Annotated in this window: 15 protein-coding genes; 10 read left to right on the top strand and 5 right to left on the bottom strand. The window is 48.5% G+C overall.

Annotated features, from left to right (window positions below; genetic code table 11):
• Positions 1-41: 41 nt before the first annotated feature.
• Complete coding sequence (locus tag ABN764_RS23950) at positions 42-1,214, bottom strand: phosphodiester glycosidase family protein (protein WP_021253283.1); 1,173 nt, start codon at positions 1,212-1,214, stop codon at positions 42-44.
• Between the two features lie 197 nt (positions 1,215-1,411).
• Here ABN764_RS23950 and racE point away from each other — a divergent pair, with 197 nt between their 5' ends.
• From racE to ABN764_RS23920, 6 genes are all read left to right on the top strand, one after another.
• Positions 1,412-2,224: a glutamate racemase gene (racE, locus tag ABN764_RS23945; RefSeq protein WP_021253282.1), complete on the top strand. Its 813-nt coding sequence runs from the start codon at positions 1,412-1,414 to the stop codon at positions 2,222-2,224.
• Positions 2,225-2,418: 194 nt separating this feature from the next.
• Positions 2,419-3,621: a M14 family zinc carboxypeptidase gene (locus tag ABN764_RS23940; RefSeq protein WP_446673309.1), complete on the top strand. Its 1,203-nt coding sequence runs from the start codon at positions 2,419-2,421 to the stop codon at positions 3,619-3,621.
• A gap of 99 nt (positions 3,622-3,720) precedes the next feature.
• A complete protein-coding gene (locus ABN764_RS23935; protein WP_446673308.1) occupies positions 3,721-3,999 on the top strand; it encodes a YkvA family protein in 279 nt (92 codons plus the stop codon).
• Positions 4,000-4,124: 125 nt separating this feature from the next.
• On the top strand, positions 4,125-4,346 hold the full coding sequence (locus tag ABN764_RS23930) for a YuzB family protein (protein ID WP_021253279.1): 222 nt from the start codon (positions 4,125-4,127) through the stop codon (positions 4,344-4,346).
• Positions 4,347-4,452: 106 nt separating this feature from the next.
• Positions 4,453-4,734: a hypothetical protein gene (locus ABN764_RS23925; protein ID WP_021253278.1), complete on the top strand. Its 282-nt coding sequence runs from the start codon at positions 4,453-4,455 to the stop codon at positions 4,732-4,734.
• 116 nt (positions 4,735-4,850) lie between these two features.
• A complete protein-coding gene (locus tag ABN764_RS23920; protein WP_446673307.1) occupies positions 4,851-6,380 on the top strand; it encodes a glycine betaine uptake BCCT transporter in 1,530 nt (509 codons plus the stop codon).
• Between the two features lie 101 nt (positions 6,381-6,481).
• On the opposite strand, the gene ABN764_RS23915 is transcribed toward ABN764_RS23920, so the two are convergent.
• Both ABN764_RS23915 and ABN764_RS23910 read right to left on the bottom strand, forming a co-directional pair.
• A complete protein-coding gene (locus ABN764_RS23915) occupies positions 6,482-8,464 on the bottom strand; it encodes an LTA synthase family protein (protein ID WP_174808466.1) in 1,983 nt (660 codons plus the stop codon).
• A 245-nt stretch (positions 8,465-8,709) separates the two neighbouring features.
• The gene (locus ABN764_RS23910; protein WP_174808467.1) at positions 8,710-9,870 is read right to left on the bottom strand and encodes a THUMP domain-containing class I SAM-dependent RNA methyltransferase; all 1,161 of its coding nucleotides are present in this window, start codon (positions 9,868-9,870) and stop codon (positions 8,710-8,712) included.
• A gap of 82 nt (positions 9,871-9,952) precedes the next feature.
• On the opposite strand from ABN764_RS23910, the gene ABN764_RS23905 reads away from it, so the two are divergent.
• The 3 genes from ABN764_RS23905 to ABN764_RS23895 all read left to right on the top strand — a co-directional run bounded on the left by ABN764_RS23905 (position 9,953) and on the right by ABN764_RS23895 (position 13,465).
• A complete protein-coding gene (locus ABN764_RS23905; RefSeq protein WP_174808468.1) occupies positions 9,953-10,588 on the top strand; it encodes an O-methyltransferase in 636 nt (211 codons plus the stop codon).
• 113 nt (positions 10,589-10,701) lie between these two features.
• Positions 10,702-12,048 carry a sodium-dependent transporter gene (locus ABN764_RS23900; protein WP_446673306.1) on the top strand — a complete coding sequence of 449 codons (1,347 nt, stop codon included), beginning with the start codon at positions 10,702-10,704 and terminating at the stop codon, positions 12,046-12,048.
• A 76-nt stretch (positions 12,049-12,124) separates the two neighbouring features.
• Positions 12,125-13,465, top strand: a complete 1,341-nt coding sequence (locus tag ABN764_RS23895; RefSeq protein WP_021260146.1) for a sodium-dependent transporter — start codon at positions 12,125-12,127, stop codon at positions 13,463-13,465.
• Positions 13,466-13,537: 72 nt separating this feature from the next.
• Here the strand turns inward: ABN764_RS23895 and ABN764_RS23890 are convergent, their stop codons facing one another.
• The gene (locus ABN764_RS23890; RefSeq protein ID WP_446673305.1) at positions 13,538-14,311 is read right to left on the bottom strand and encodes a Cof-type HAD-IIB family hydrolase; all 774 of its coding nucleotides are present in this window, start codon (positions 14,309-14,311) and stop codon (positions 13,538-13,540) included.
• A gap of 243 nt (positions 14,312-14,554) precedes the next feature.
• Between ABN764_RS23890 and ABN764_RS23885 the strand changes: the two genes are divergently transcribed.
• Complete coding sequence (locus ABN764_RS23885) at positions 14,555-15,544, top strand: LacI family DNA-binding transcriptional regulator (protein WP_446673304.1); 990 nt, start codon at positions 14,555-14,557, stop codon at positions 15,542-15,544.
• A 141-nt stretch (positions 15,545-15,685) separates the two neighbouring features.
• Here the strand turns inward: ABN764_RS23885 and ABN764_RS23880 are convergent, their stop codons facing one another.
• Positions 15,686-16,897: an MFS transporter gene (locus ABN764_RS23880; RefSeq protein ID WP_021253269.1), complete on the bottom strand. Its 1,212-nt coding sequence runs from the start codon at positions 16,895-16,897 to the stop codon at positions 15,686-15,688.
• Positions 16,898-16,933 lie beyond the last annotated feature (36 nt).

The following is a 16,933-nucleotide window of genomic DNA, read 5'->3' as shown; positions in this document are numbered from 1 at the left end:
GTAGGGATCATTGTGTTTTCAAATACGTCTAATTACGTTGATTACCACTTGGATGGATCGATATCACCCGGATTCAACCCTTCCCAAATGTTGGGGATGTTCGCTTCTTCAGGATGTTCAAAAATTAAAAATGCAGTAGGCAAGTAACGTTCGCCATATTGGCTTGATGGTGAATTTTTGATGACGCCGTCCTTCTCGACAAGTACAGTAGACGAGCCTCCGTCCAAGTTAGCAGCGATGATTGCGCCATTCTCGAGCATAATTTTTTGGCAGTCGTATAAGTCGGCCCCGATACTATGAGGCTGGCGGCCATCAATAACAAGGAATAAAATTGCTCCATCCTCACGCTGCCCCATTACCGTCCGAGGTGCAATTCCCCAACCGTCCGCATGATTGCGGATTTGCCCCTTGCCGTTCACGATCATGCGAGGCTGGAAGGTAACTGCTTCTTTTACCCCCATGTCGAGCAGCTCGCTCACCGAGAAGTTGCCGGCGACCATTTTCCCATCCTTATCTATCCCTACAATTTGTGTATTTTTCTTGCCTACTCCGTTGTAATATAACTTGCCGTCGTTGATGACGACTCCGATTGGTTTGAAGCCATTGCCTTCCCAGTTCGGATCAGCGAATCCACCGCCATTGACTCCTGCAAGGGCACCAGTACGTTTTACCATGCTGGAGACCTTCTCGCCTCTTCCGGCCTTGCCGGGAACGCCAATTCGAATTTTGGATGGATCGTTCACTATCATCAGATACCCACTGAACGAAGCACCGGTAGCGCCTGTACCACTTACTTCCTTATATTCGATGAGTGGTTTTTTGGTTTGTTCAGCAATGGAAGGCTTCTTGATATCAATCGTGGCTTTCTCATCTCCCATTCGCTCGAAGTTCTTCCAATACTCTTGGACACGCTTGTCTAATTCGGCCTGACCAATAATATACTTGGCCCAATGTCGATGCTGCGTCGTGATTAGTGTATCGGCAATCAAGAACCGCATATCTGTACCGGAAGGGGTCAGGAATAACCATCCGGCGCCAAGGGAGCAAATTAGGATGAAGATAGCCGCAACCATGCGCAGAATGCGCCATACAGATCGTTTCTTCCTCGGCTTCCCTTGCTTGGGATTGCTAGTCCGCTGTTTTGCTCGAATTGCGTGGCGCGGAGGCAACGCTCGATTCTTATTGTGTTTGGAAATAGAACGCTCCGTTTGCATCTTTTTCAACCCTTTCTGATTTGTCTCCACCTATTAATGACGTTTTTTGGAAGCGAAAAGTTTCGCACCGTGTTTTGCCAGTACTAGATGACTTGAACCTTGTCCTTCTTACTGATAAGATCGAGGTACGTTTTATTTAAAGAATACATATGGTAAGTAAGGTCAGTCAATCAAGAGACGAAGGAAGCGGTGTATTCGTGCAGCAAGCTATAGCCATGCTCGATTCGGGTGTCGGTGGGTTGACAGTTGTCAAAGAAGTGATGCGTCAACTGCCGCGGGAGAAAGTCATCTATTTCGGTGATACAGCCCGTTCGCCTTATGGTCCTCGTACTGCCGAGGAAGTAAGGCTGTTCACCCGTCAAATCGTAGATTATCTTATTCAATTTCAACCTAAAATGATCGTAATTGCATGCAATACAGCGACAGCCGTAGCATTGGAATATATTCGAGCTTACGTGTCCATTCCTGTAATCGGAGTCATTCATCCAGGTGCCCGTGCGGCGCTGTCCGCTACCAATAGCGGCTATGTCGGTGTTATCGGAACAGAAGGCACAATCCGCAGTGGCGCATATGAACAAGCATTGAAGCGGCTGTCTCCTCATGTTGAAGTAGTCAGTCAAGCTTGTCCTCGTCTAGCTCCTCTTGTTGAGAGAGGGATGTTCAGAAACAGTGAATCGACCTCTGATGTTGTACGCGAGTCACTCGAACAGTTGCAGAATGTACCTATTGATACTCTCATTTTAGGTTGCACCCATTATCCATTCCTGTCCGATTCTATCCAAGATGCGATTGGGCCTAAGGTACAATTAATAAACTCAGCGGAAGAGACAGCTCGCGAGATCAGTACGATTTTGCAGGACAAAAGCCAGTTGGCGAATACGGAAGCAGTACCGGTTCATCAGTTTTTCTGCAGCGGCGATCCGGAAATATTCCAGAATATCGCCCGCCAGTGGCTTGGCGAGCAGATTCAGGCTACTCCAGTCATTTGGCAAATTCCTAAAATCATGTAATCCAAAATCATTCAATGAGATTCATGAACTTATATATGATCATGATATTTGAGGGCGTTCCTTTGAGCAGATAGTCTGCCAGATAGGAACGCCTTCTCTGTGTTACGACCTAGGGATGATCATCCTTGAAGTTATGAACCTCTATCCCGTCGCATATGCTCAACCAATAACGAATTGGGAGAGGAGCGACAATCGTGGCTGTTCCTTATCTAGTGCAAAAAGGGGATACCTATCTTCGTATATGTGCACGTTACGGCATCCAACTGCATGCGTTGATGAACGCCAACCCTCAGCTGCGCTTAGAGGGATACGCAATTCCCGGACAAGTAATTGATATTCCGGAGCTTCCGTTTAATAAGTATGTTGTGCAGGCAAAAGACACGTTCTATCATATCGCTCAGCGATTCCAAGTATCGACACAGCGACTCGCCGAAGCGAATCCAACCATTGATCCGAGGAGAATCATACAAGGGCAATTGATGCTAATTCCTTTCGAGTGGAGTAGGGAATGGGAGAGGAAGACCACTGAATACGGTTATGGCCAGTTAGTACGAGACATTCATCATTTGCAGAACAGTTATCCCTTCGTCCGCGTTGAGCAGATCGGAATGAGTGTGCTGGGGAAGCCGATTCCCGCAATTGTAATCGGCAACGGTACTGTGCCCGTACATGCGAATGGTTCTGTACATGCGAATGAATGGATTACATCGGCGCTACTGATGCAATTTGCCGAAGATTATGCAAGAGCCTACGACAGTGGCGGGGCATGGAACGGGTGGGATCCCCTTGCTGCGTATGAGCGGACGACATTGTGGATCGTACCGATGACGAATCCTGATGGGGTAGAGCTTGTGCAAGAAGGAATCTCCCCGAATCACCCGTTCTACAATTCGATTATGGAATGGAATCAAGGCTCTCGCAGATTCCATCGTTGGAAAGCCAATATTCGCGGGATTGATCTCAATGATCAGTTCCCTGCCTTTTGGGAGGAAGAACAAGCCCGAAGGGGTGTGTATTCGCCAGCACCTCTCAACTATGGTGGGACGAGACCGTTGTCTGAGCCGGAAGCAGCTGCGCTGGCGGGGTTATCCGAGCGGATTCCATTTGAACTAGCTCTGTCCTTCCATACGCAAGGACAGGAAATATATTGGAACTATCGTGATTTCGAACCAGATGAATCCTTAGCGTGGGCAGAACGATTCCAGAAGGCCAGCGGATATCGGGCAGTGAAGTTGTCAGGCAGCGATGCAGGCTATAAGGATTGGTTCATACAGCGCTACAGGAAGCCTGGTTTCACGATTGAAGTTGGCAACGGTATTAGTCCACTACCGCTCGATGACTTCGATGGAATGTATCGGGAAGTCGCCGCTATCTTGAAGGAAGCGCTGCTTCCATAGCGAAGGCAACGATAATGAAGGACACGCAAGGGCATTGCTGCTTGCTGCTGTATGATCTCTGATTCGCTACGCACACTAACAGCAGGAGGTGTGTAACCATTGGCGAATCCAACTCCACGCAGTCCACAACGGCGACCACGTCCTAAGCGGTCTTGGCAGAGGCTGTGGCTGCTTCTCAGTTCGGTGCCAAGATTACTGGCATCGAAGCGTGTTCCTTTTTGGGAGAAGGCAGTATTTGTAGGTGCAATTGTTATCTACTGGTTGATTCCGGTAGATTTGATTCCATTTATGCCTATTGATGACATTATTCTCACCTTAATTCTGCTGCCTTGGTTTTCCAAACGTGCCCTAAAGTATGAAGATCCGAACCTAAAATGACGGAATGTGACGCAAAAGGTTGCTTCTCGCCCCAGGTTCCCGTACAATGACATAGAGGTTGGCGAACGCAACAATTTCATTGCGAAAGTACAACAAGACAATGGGGTAAAGCGGAGTGAAGAACAATGGCGAACGATATTCGTATTTGTGATAAATGTCGGCATATCAAAATGAAGACTTTTTTGCCGAAAGTCAAAGGTCTAGATCCGGAAGCGGATATCAAGATTGGCTGTAAGTCATACTGTGGGCATTGTGCCAAGCGAGTGTTCATCTTTATCAACGGACGATACGTAATCGCTCCGACGGAGGATGAAGCTATCGAGAAGGCGAAGCCTTTTGTGAAATAGTAAGTTTTTAACCGCATAGAAAAAGCTGCGAAGCGATATCCTAATCGTTGGAGACAACTACTCTCTGTTGGGAACAGTCCATACTCTGGCGCAGGAGGCTCGCAGCATGTCCAAATATGACTCAAGCTTGCAATCGCAAAACCCGATTTCGCAAGCGCAGAACGCAGTCAAGACAGCGCACAACGCTGTATCTCAAGCAATGTCACATCCTTCGGACCAATCCGTCTATCAGGCGGAGCAATCTCTTCAACACGCTGAGCGTGCCGTACTACAGGCCGCAGACAGCGATAATCCACATCCGGTCCAATTAGCTGAAGAAATGCTTGCAGCGGAGCAATCCCGGTTGAATTCCATTGGTGCAGACCAACTGGATTCCTTTGAGGGATAGGTGTACGCAATTTATTGTCTTTATCGTCATGATGTTTGTTCTTGTCCCGGACTATGTCTGGGATTTTTTTGCCCTTCCATCGCCGACATCAAGTCTTAGCATCTGGGAGTGAGGTTATGGTATTTGGTATATCAGTAGTAGTTATTTTAGCGTTTGTTATTTGGGGTTTCCTGTCCCCGGAGAGCTTATCCACGCAATCTAGCGCAGCCTTGTCATTTACGACAGAGCGGTTTGGATGGTTCTACCTGATTACGGCGCTAATCATTTTAGTATTCTGTCTTTATCTTGCATTTGGCAAGTTTGGACATATTACACTAGGCAGTGATGATGATGATCCGGAGTACTCTAATATTTCTTGGTTCGCCATGCTGTTCAGTGCAGGTATGGGGATCGGGCTCGTATTCTGGGGGGTGGCCGAACCCATCAGCCATTACATAAATCCGCCAACGCTGAAAGGAATGACACCTGGTGCTGCGAATGAAGCGCTTCGCTACTCCTTCTTCCATTGGGGATTGCATCCTTGGGGCATTTATACGCTCGTCTCGCTGGGAATCGCCTATTTTACGTTCCGAAAAGGCCATAATGGCTTGATCAGTTGGACTTTTGAGCCATTGCTTGGCGATCGGGTAAAGGGGCCGATCGGTAAGACGATCGACATATTGGCGATTATTGCAACGGCCTTCGGGGTAGCAACATCGCTAGGTCTCGGTGCGATGCAAATTAATGGTGGACTTGCCCACACATTCGGTATTCCGAGCAATGCAACGGTGCAGGTCATCATTATTGCGATTGTAACGGTGTTGTTCCTTGCTTCTGCAGTGTCGGGACTGGACAAGGGAATTCGTATTCTCAGCAATACGAATTTACTTATTGCGTTAGGCTTGCTCTTGTTCACTTTGCTGCTGGGTCCAACATCCTTTATTTTTGATTCCTTTACGACGACGCTTGGCGGTTACTTGCAAAATATTATTCAGATGAGTCTGCGGCTGACGCCGTTCACAGAAGATTCCTGGGTAGCAAGCTGGACCTTGTTCTATTGGTCGTGGTGGATAGCGTGGGCGCCATTTGTTGGTTCCTTTATTGCGCGTGTCTCCAGGGGGAGAACGATTAAGGAATTCGTACTAGGAACGATGCTGTTGCCAAGTGGATTCAGCTTTATTTGGTTCTCGGTATTCGGCGCTACGGGGCTAAAGTTGGAAATGTTCGATGGACTCCCAATCGTAGAGTCGGTCAAAGCGGACATTACGTCAGCATTGTTTGTAACACTGGATGCTCTGCCGTTTGGGAGTTATATTGCCATTCTGGCGACGCTGCTGATTATTACCTTCTTCGTTACATCAGCAGATTCCGCAACCTTCGTGCTCGGCATGATGTCGACGAACGGGAATCCGAATCCAAGTGCGCTGATTAAAATTGCATGGGGTTTATTCCAGTCCCTTATCGCAGTTGTCCTGCTGCTCGGAGGCGGCTTGGAGGCATTGCAGACCGCATCCATTCTTACAGCCCTGCCATTTGCCGTCATTCTGCTCGGGATGTGTCTGTCCATCTCGAAGGCGCTTCGCAAAGAGGAGCGGGACTACCGCTTGAAGGAGAAGCGCAGACGACGCAAGGTTGATAAGCTGTTGGAGCAGGAGGATTTACTGTAAACACTGCACTACATAATGTCTGTGCACCTTGGTTCACGGTCAGCAAGAAGATATAAGAAGAGCCGCTTGCGATGATGCAGCGGCTCTTTTCGTTGTTTATTTTATTTCTTGCGTTCACGCAATTGTTTAATTGCGTTGTTCATAATGATCTGATCTGAGATGTGAAGTCGGTTCTGCGCTTCTGCCGCGAATGGCTGGCACGCAGCTACATCAGTTGGCTGGCGTGTCCCATAATCATAGCAGGTACCGTGTTCGAGCAGTCCGTCAGCTGACGGTACATAATATATATTGCCGTTTGTGAATGAGCCATTACGGAAGACGACTAAGCGATTTGCTGAGTTCAGCAGATTTTGCCCCATGAGGTGCTTATCGCTTGCATCGATTCCGAGCCAATGCAAGAGCGTCGGCTCAACATCTAGCTGACCGCTCACGGTATCATAGGTACCTGCATTTGCTCCATCAGGCAAGTGCACGATAAGTGGCACTTGGTTTTTCATTTCAAGCATATCGAAATCACTGATCTCATGTCCAAGCATGCGAGCAAGCGGTTCGCGATCTTCAATCGAATTATCATGATCCCCGTACATCATCCAAATTGTCTTATCCCATAGACCGCGCTGCTTCAAATCTTCAATCATTTCGCCCAGTGCTGCATCTACGTAATGGATAGCCTGCAAATAGTCGCCAAAGATCGTGTCCTGATATGGCTCGACATTCAGCTCCTGTTTATCTGCTGGCAGCTTGTACGGATGATGGCTGGTCAGCGTAATAAGGAAGCTATAGAATGGAGATTTGCCGTCAGCCATGTGCGCTACGGATTGGTGCAGGAATGACTTATCACCAAGTGACCACCCAAGTGGCTCGTCAATCTTATAATCGGTACGGCTCATAAAGGTGTCGTATCCCATATTGCTGTACATAATATATCGATTCCAGAACCCCGCATCATAGGCATGATATGCACCAGTGGAATATCCTGACGATTTCAGAATAGATGGCAGCGAATCATACGTTTGATCTGGATAACGGATAAAGACAGATCCGGTTGGCAATGGGTGAAGGCTTGCGTTCACTCCAAAGTCTGCATCTGATGTCCGTCCTTGTCCGGTTTGATGGGAGAAACGACTGAAGTACATGCTCTCCTTCAACAGCTTGTTCAAATTCGGTGTAATCTCTTGTCCGTTGAAGGACTTGCCGATAACAAAATTCTCAAAAGCTTCTGCCTGCACAATAATGACATTGCTGCCCTTATATTTTCCGAAAGAGGCAGGCGGGCCTTGCAGCTTCGCACGGTGATCGTCGAACCAATGCTGCGCCTTATCCAGTTCTTCTTCGCTAAGCTTATTTCCGCCGAACCATTTCAATTCCGCATAGCGGTACACATCATATCCATGAAATCCGAACAGCCCTGTTATGTTATAGATGGAAGCATTCCACCAATTGCTCGAGAAGACGCCGGATGCCCATGTTGTCGTTGCTTGATGTATCGGCACAGCCATCATTAATGCGCCTATGACAAGGCTAAGAATATAGGTGATTAAGCGACTCACCCATGCCGGTCGACGGCGCCGTTCACTGCTAAGCGAGTATCCACTCCGATGTTCCCGGCGTTCCTTGGACAGTACTCTGAAATACATGATCGTTAATGGAATAACGATGATCCAATCGATGAATAGCCAGATGTCCCCGATATGGATCAAGGATGCGATACTGTCGCCAAGCGAACTAACTTGTCCAGCTTGCAGCAGAACCGGTACTGTGATGAAGTCTTGAAAATAGCGAAAGTATACCAAGTCGGAAAAGATAAGAATTGTAAGTAGTACATTGAGCACAAGCAGTACTATTGTACGCCAGCGCTTGGACAGCCAGAACGTCCAACCGGCGATAAGGATAACCGCGCCAAGTGCAACGAAAAAGTCAGGCGTGGTCATTGTCATATAGGGAATCGATAGCGTTCGATCGAACCAAAACAGCTTCCACATCATGAAGACAATGAACCATACCATATCGAATCGTCCGAATATGGACGAGAAAGAAAGACGACGGCTTGAGTTGTGGTACGAGCCATACATTGACGAATTCATACTTCCATCCTTTCTGTACTTCTACTTATTCAAACAATCTTCATCATACCAGATTTTACGATAATGTAATAATTGAAAAAGAAGGTACCTGTTACAGTAGTGGACTTCGTTTATATATTTACCAATTATTTAAAAATGGAGGTATTTTCGTCAACGTTTCTATCCGATGGATTCGATAAAAAAAGCCGCCCTATCCTAATCGAGTGATGTACAACTCGATTGGATAGAGCGGCCTCCGATTAAATTTAAGACTGTTGCTCCGGACGCGGCTTGCGTGGTGGGAGCGGGCCCATGTATTGATAGAACTGGCATTCGATATTGCCGTTGAACAGCTTGCGGCGCTTCGTTGCTGGATCGCCGATTCGATGTTCGAACTGGCGGTTTGGACTGATGACGAACATCGACCATGTCGGAAGCGTCTTATAGACGAAGCCGAGCTGGCGGATCATGCGGTCGACTTCTTCCTGCTCACTTAATCGTTCCCCGTACGGCGGGTTCGTCAAAATGACGCCGTAATCTCCGGTAGGCTTAGCCTGTGCAACCGATGCAACACGGAACTGGATCTCACGACCGAAGCCTGCGCTCTTCGCTGCTGCTTCAGCTAGGCGAATCGCTTCCGGATCAATGTCAGAGCCCATGATCTGCAGTTCAATATCGTCCCGAACAGCATCGAATGCTTCATCTCGTGCTTCTTCCCAGTATGATTCGCCGATGACGGACCATGCTTCACTGGAGAAGGTGCGGCGAAGTCCGGGAGCTACATTCCATCCAATCATAGCTGCTTCGATGAGCAGTGTGCCGGAGCCGCAGAATGGGTCATACAGCGGCCGCTCTGGATTCCAGCGGCTAAGCTGAACAAGTGCAGCGGCCATTGTTTCTTTGAGCGGGGCTTTCCCAGTCAGCTGCTTGCGATACCCACGCTTATGGAGTCCAGGCCCTGTTGTGTCTAATGTAATGGTAGCGATATCGTTAAGCAGGGATACCTCAATCCGGTATAACGGCCCTGTTTCCTCAAACCACTCAATATGGTACTGCTGCTTTAATTTATCAACAACTGCCTTCTTCACGATGCCTTGGCAGGCAGGCACACTGGACAGCTGGGATTTGTGTGAGCGTCCATCAACCGGGAATTCGCCGTGAGCCGGAATCCAATCATGCCAGTCAATGGCCTTGGTTCCTTCAAATAGCTCATCGAAGGTGCGGGCAGGGAATTGTCCCATCTTAATAAGTATGCGATCCGCGGAGCGCAGCCATAAATTGGCGCGGCACACATCCAGCGGGCCGCCAGTGAAATTGACGCGTCCGTTCTCGGTTTGGGTTTCATATCCTAGTTGCTGCAATTCGCGTGCGACGACGGATTCCAGTCCCATCGGCGTAGTTGCGATTAACGACCAAGGTCGATTCATTGTTCTCATTCAACTCCGTTTTCTCGTCTGACTTGTACTCATATGGCATTCATCATATCATAAAAAGCAGGAGGTTGTGAAAATGTCTAATGAAGCGGTTGAAACATATTTGGAACAGCTCTATAAGAAGGATCATGAGTTAGAGAAGATTAAGGAAAATATTCGGCAACATGGCTTGCCTGATATATCCGTACACGAAGGGTACGGAAGATTGCTGACCATGCTTGTAAGTATGTCAGGGGGCAAGGATGTACTGGAGATTGGAGCCCTAGGCGGTTATAGCGGCTGCTGTCTGCTTCGCGGAATGCCGTCAGACGGCAAGCTGGTATCGCTTGAATTGCGTCAGGATTATGCGGATATTGCCAAGAACAACTTGATAGAAGCGGGATATGGAAGTCAAGTGGAATATAGAGTCGGTGAAGCGATGAACGCCTTGGCTGAGCTAGAGAAGGAGCAGGCAAGATTTGACTTCTTCTTTATTGATGCGGACAAAGGGAACTACCCGAACTACTTGGAGTATGCAATACGGCTGGCTAGACCGGGCGCCATTATTGCAGGAGATAACTTGATGCTGCGTGGACGCACCCTCGATGAATCCAAGCAAGGGCCAGCTGTACAGGCTATGCGTCTCTTCAATGAGAGAATTGCTCAGGATGAACGCCTGATCAGCACGCTGCTGCCTGCCTATGACGGCTTGGCGCTCGCGATTGTTCGATAACCGTAATTTGGTGTGTGAATTCCGCAGCCGAAGCCCTAAAATCATGCGTGAAGCCGTTCCTTCTTATGTTATAATATGTGACAGCAATTAGACAATGAAGGATGGATCATGATATGAAATCGGGAGAACAATGGACGTCCAAGCTAGGATTCATACTGGCTTCTGCCGGAGCCGCTATTGGTCTCGGGGCAATATGGAAGTTTCCAAATGTAGTCGCAACGAGCGGCGGCGGAGCCTTCTTTCTTGTATTTATTTTGTTTACATTCGGTATCGGTCTTCCGCTGCTCCTTGCCGAATTTCTTATCGGTCGTGGAACAGGCAAGGAAGCCGTGTCCGCTTATCGGGATCTGGCGCCGAACAGCCGTTGGCACTGGATCGGATATCTCGGGATGGCAACATGCTCGCTGCTGCTTTCCTTTTATAGTGTAGTAGGCGGGTGGATTGTACTTTATTTTCTTCGTTCAATGAGCGGCACATTGCTGGAGAACGGACGTGATTATGGGCAGTTATTCTCGCAAACCTCAGCAGATCCGTGGTTTGCGGTGCTGTCACAGGGCGCCTTTATGCTGTTGACGATAATCGTCGTGTCCAAAGGGGTAACGGCGGGCATCGAGCGTGCAAGCCGTATATTAATGCCAGGATTGTTCGTGTTGTTCCTGGTGCTGATTGTGCGTTCCTTGACGCTGCCTGGAATGTATGAAGGTATTGTATACTTTTTGAAGCCTGACTTCAGCAAGCTGTCCTCGGAAGCGCTGCTGAATGCACTAGGGCAGTCGTTCTTCTGCTTGAGCGTAGGCGGATCTTGTATGGTGACCTACAGCTCCTATTTGAAGAAGGGGGAATCGCTTGGCAAGCCTGCACTGTCTGTCGTTGGCCTAAATGTGATGACCTCATTCATGGCGGGAATCGCCATCTTCCCTGCATTGTTCGCGTTGGGGATGAAGCCAGTGGACGGGCCAGGGTTGCTGTTCGTGACTTTGCCAAATGTATTCGAGCAGCTTCCATACGGCAGTATATTTATAGCGGTCTTCCTCGCTTTGTTCCTGTTCGCAACACTAACATCAGCGTTCTCGCTGCTTGAGATCGTTGTCGCTGCCTTCTCGCATCAAGATGCGGTACGTAGAAAGCGAATGTGCTGGTTGTTTGGCACGATTATTTTCTTGCTCGGCGTGCCATCTGCACTGTCGTTCGGAATAGGCAGCGAGCTGACATGGTTGAACAAGAATGTATTCGAGTGGGCAGACTTCGCGGTAACGAATGTGATGCTTCCACTAGGGGTACTGCTTATTTCCTTATTTGTCGGCTTCCGATACCCTCGGGAGCGATTGAAGGAAGAATGGAGTACGATGCCATCAATGTGGCATAAGGGGCTAATGTTATATGTAGTGCTGCTGCGCTACGTTCTGCCAATTATCGTAGGTATTGTGTTTTTGCACGGAATGAATTGGCTTCCGTTCTAAGGTACAACAATCACAGATTAGGCAACAAGCAAGTTGAGATGATGACAACGAGAAAGAACGGTTGCAGGAGGAATTCATGAAGGGTAATGAGCAGTGGACTTCGAAGATTGGATTTATATTGGCCTCGGCGGGATCGGCCATTGGCCTCGGAGCGATATGGAAGTTCCCGAATGTCGTCGCCACTAGCGGTGGCGGGGCATTTTTACTTCTGTTTCTTATTTTTACATTAGGCATTGGCTTGCCGCTGCTCATTGCAGAATTTGTGATCGGTCGTGGAACAGGCAAGGAAGCAATCGGTGCATATAAAGAAATTGCGCCGGGCACGCGTTGGCATTGGACAGGATATTTAGGAATGGGAACTTGTTTCCTGCTGCTCTCCTTCTACAGTGTAGTAGGCGGCTGGATTCTACTTTATTTGGCCCGTGGTATTGTAGGGGGATTGCTCGTAGAAGGCAGAAATTATGATGAGCTGTTTGCACAGACAGTCTCCAATCCATGGACTGCAGTCATGGCGCAGCTATCCTTCATGCTGATTACGATTGTCGTCGTCGGTCAAGGGATTAAATCAGGCATTGAGCGAGCAAGCCGCATCTTGATGCCAGGGCTGTTCATCCTGTTTCTTGTCCTCATTCTTCGATCGCTGACACTTCCGGGTATGACGGAAGGGCTTGAGTACTTCCTTATGCCGGACTTCAGCAAGCTGACCGGACAAGCTATTCTGAATGCGCTGGGACAGTCCTTCTTCTGCCTCAGTGTCGGTGTATCTGTTATGGTCACATACAGCTCTTACCTGAACAAGAAGGAGTCGTTGGTGAAATCTGCGACGTCGGTCGTTAGCTTGAACGTGTTGACTTCGATTATGGCGGGAATCGCGATTTTTCCAGCGTTGTTCGCATTGGGGATGAAGCCGCAGGAAGGTCCAGGTCTGCTGTTTGGCACGCTTCCAGCACTGTTCGAGCAAATGCCTTACGGCGGAATTTTTATTACGTTATTCTTGGCGCTTTTCTTATTCGCGGCATTGACTTCCGCATTTTCGATGTTGGAAATCTTGGTGTCGGGCTTCTCGCGCGGGAATAAAATCAATCGCAAACGGCTAAGTGTGCTGTTCGGTATCTTGATCTTTTTGGCTGGTGTGCCTTCTGCGTTGTCCTTCGGCGTACTGTCCGAAGTTCAGCTATTCGGCTTGACGATCTTCGAAGCTGCTGACTACGCAGTAACGAATATTTTGATGCCGCTCGGCGTACTGCTAATCGCATTATTCGTCGGCTATCGATTCCCTAAGGATCGGTTGAAGGAGGAGTTCCGTACAGAAGCAGCATGGTGGCAGAAGGGGCTTGCCCTATATGTGATGCTGTTGCGTTATGTCATTCCGATTGTCATTCTGCTCGTATTCTTGAACCTGCTGCACATTGTATAAGAAATCATAGTAATCTAAGAACAGAACATACACCCCTCCGGCCTGCATGCCGGAGGGGTGTTCATTTATGTGCTAAATGAGACCAATCGCTTGCAGACCATTCCGAATTCCGTCTTCATTATTTGAGGATGTTACATAATTAGCATGCATCTGAATATCATCGGATGCGTTCCCCATCGCCACACCAGTGCCAACGAATTGTAGCATTTCAATATCGTTCGTGCCGTCGCCAAAAGCATAGCAATGCTCCCGAGAAAATCCGGCATGCTCGATCATCTTTTGCAGCCCAACAGCTTTTGTTGTATCGGCATGTAGAAAGTCTACTGCGTGGGTATGCCAGCGATGCTGCTGATAATCAGGGAAGTGTGCGGCGTATTCCATTCCATCCTGCTCATTGCAGAATAATAAAATTTGGTACACGGGCTTATTTGAATCACTGGCCTGACGAACAGGCAGCCGCTCGATTTGGAACTGCTTCAGCGCCTCGGTAAATGTATTCTGCTTCATGGACTTCTGCATGGCATCTGCCTGCAAGTAGACGAGAGGATGGTTGCGCTCGTCAGCCATTGTAGTTAAGCGGTCAACTTCAGCAGCTGGAATTGGATTATCATGGATAACTTGTCCTTCAAAGACGACATACTGTCCGTTCATGGACACGAAGGATTGGATATTGAGATCCTCGCATACCCACTTGAAGGATGCAGGACAGCGGCCGGTTGCAATCGCTGTATATATGCCGGACTGCTGGAGCTGTGTGATAGCCTGCTTCGTAGAAGGATCGATCCGCTTCTGTTCATTCAATAATGTTCCGTCTATGTCAAAAAATACGATGCTTCTTGTCATCATTTCTCTCTCCTTCTTCATGCTGCTCGGCTGCGAGCCGTTCTGCCGTAACGCCCTCTTCCATGAGACGAAGCAATGCTGTACGTGCTTCATCACATGCATCGGTTACGCCAGCAGATAACGGCTACAGCTATAACGTAACAGATGAAATGCATTTCATAGCAAGCTTTTTTTACTTTTTTTCAGACAACGGTTACCATGCGTTATAATAAAGAGTGCGATGGATGAATGAGGGGGATTACGTATATGGCGAATATTAAGCAGATTGCGGAGCTATCGGGGGTATCCGTCACCACGGTCTCCCGTGTATTGAACAATCATCCCTATGTGAGTCAGGAGAAGCGTGAGGCCGTCATGCAGGTGGTCGAGCAGCTTGATTACAGTCAAAATTTCAATGCGGTTCATCTAGTCAAAGGGAGAACACAGATGATTGGCATCCTGCTTCCGTGCATGGATATGCCTTTCTTCTCCAGTTTCATGACGGGATTGGCAGATGAAGCGCTGAAACATAAATATAACCTCGTATTTTTTCAAACGGATTATAACGAGGAAGAAGAGCTGCGCGCGCTTCATATGTTGAAGCGTAGACAAATTGACGGACTGATTATTGTATCGAAGGATTTATCATGGGATACGATTGAGGAGTACGCACACTATGGGCCGATTGTGTCGTTAGAGCATGCTGGCAATCGCCCGATCAGCTCGATCAGCTTCGATTACTATGGAAGCTACAGCTATGCCATGCGCTATCTAATCGATAAAGGTCATCGACATATCGGGATATCAGTCTGTAGGGAGTATAGCTACAATAGTTCAATCCGCTTGCAGGCCTATATGGATGCCCTGCGGGATGTTGGTGTAACACCTGATGAGGATTGGATGTTCTATCGAAGCAGTAATATACAGCATGGGGCTGAGGTGCTGCAGAGGTGGATTGCCATGGATAATCGTCCGACCGCTATTATTGCTTCTGGCGATGAAGTTGCGGCTGGGATTATATTGGAGGGAAGGAAGCGGGACATTTATGTACCGGAACATCTGTCCCTGATAAGCTGTGAGAACTTCCCTATGGCGGCAGTAATCGGCGTAACTTCGATTGATTATCGCAACGAAGAGGCTGGTGCTGCCATGTTCCAGGCTTGCTATACCCGCATAATGCAGCCAGAAGCGATTCCAGAGCAGCGTACTGCGCGTTTTGAGTTCGTAGAGCGAAGCTCGGTGGCGAGTCTAATATAGAACAAGACCCAGGGCATCCCTGGGTCTTGTTGGCGATATTCGTTATGTCTGAAGCCTATTGAGGTAACTGGCATGCTGCTGTGACCTATTCTTGAGCTGCTTATGAACGACTACTCAAATGGAACACGTGCTTCGCTAACACTACGGACGGACTTGTGCACGTGTACTGCCGTACAACGAGAAGCGAGTCCACACAGTATTGATAAGCAATAACGCTCCCGACATAATAAAGATTCCCTCTATTCCGATCACGCCGGAGACCAGTCCTCCGACGATTGGCCCAACCATATTGCCTAGTGCCAGTGTGCTGCTGTTGAAGCTGTAAGCTCGGCTTTCCATTCCGTCAGGCGTATATTTGCGAATAAGCGAGTTGACGGAAGGGAGAAGACCTCCCATAAATATGCCAAGCACGAATCGTACGGCAGCAAGCTGCCATACTTGATTGACGAATGCCTGAGGGATTAAGGAGCAGGCTGCACCAATAAGACAGACGGTCAAGATGCGATGCGACCCGATCCTATCACTAAGCTTCCCGAGTATTGGCGAGCATATCATATTGGATAGCCCGGTAACCGCACTGACAATGCCCGCGAGCAGCGCAAGATCTTTCTGTGACCCATGCAGCTCTTGTACATAGAGCGGAAGCAGCGACATGGGGCTGAGCATTGCAAATTGAAGTAGGAAGGTTACAGCCAATAACGACTTCAATTGCGGGATGCGAGCCAATTCCTTGAAGCCCTCGAGTACAGACTTTTCGGCTGCGTCGGTTGCCTTCTCGCGATCGAATGATTCCTTCACCATGAACATCGTCAGCAAGGTCGCGAGGAAGAGCAAGGTGCCTGTAATGTAGAAGATAGGGCGATATCCGACCCAATCGGCTAGAACGCCGCCAATCAGTGGACCCAAGATAGATCCGGCAACAACGCCGGATTGAAGCACACCCATTGCGAAGCCCATTCGTTCCTTCGGTGTCGTTGACGATACGAGGGCAACGGCGGCAGGATTGAACCCGGAAATGGTTCCGTTCAGCATGCGCAGCAGCAGGAGGTGCCAAGGTGTCTGCGCTAGCCCCATTAACGCGGTTACTGCCGCCATTCCGAATCCAGAGCGGAGCAGCATTACTTTACGACCGTACTTGTCGGCAAATTTCCCCCAGATTGGCTGGAAGATGAATGAAGTGAAGAAGTTCGCAGCAAATATAAAACCCGACCAGAGTGCGATTTGATGGGTATCGGTTAGCCCGATATCATGCTGCAAATATAAAGCGAGAAACGGTGTTACCATGGTCATTCCCGCCATGGCAAGAAATGAACCGAACCATAAAATGATGAGATTTAGTTTCCATTGCTGCATATATCCTGTTCACCACTTTCTTAGGTCACGGTCCGT

Source organism: Paenibacillus wuxiensis, from assembly GCF_040195695.1.
GTDB lineage: Bacteria > Bacillota > Bacilli > Paenibacillales > Paenibacillaceae > Paenibacillus_B > Paenibacillus_B suaedae.
Note: the sequence above shows the minus strand (reverse complement) of the source record. Positions and strands in the feature narration are given on the sequence as shown.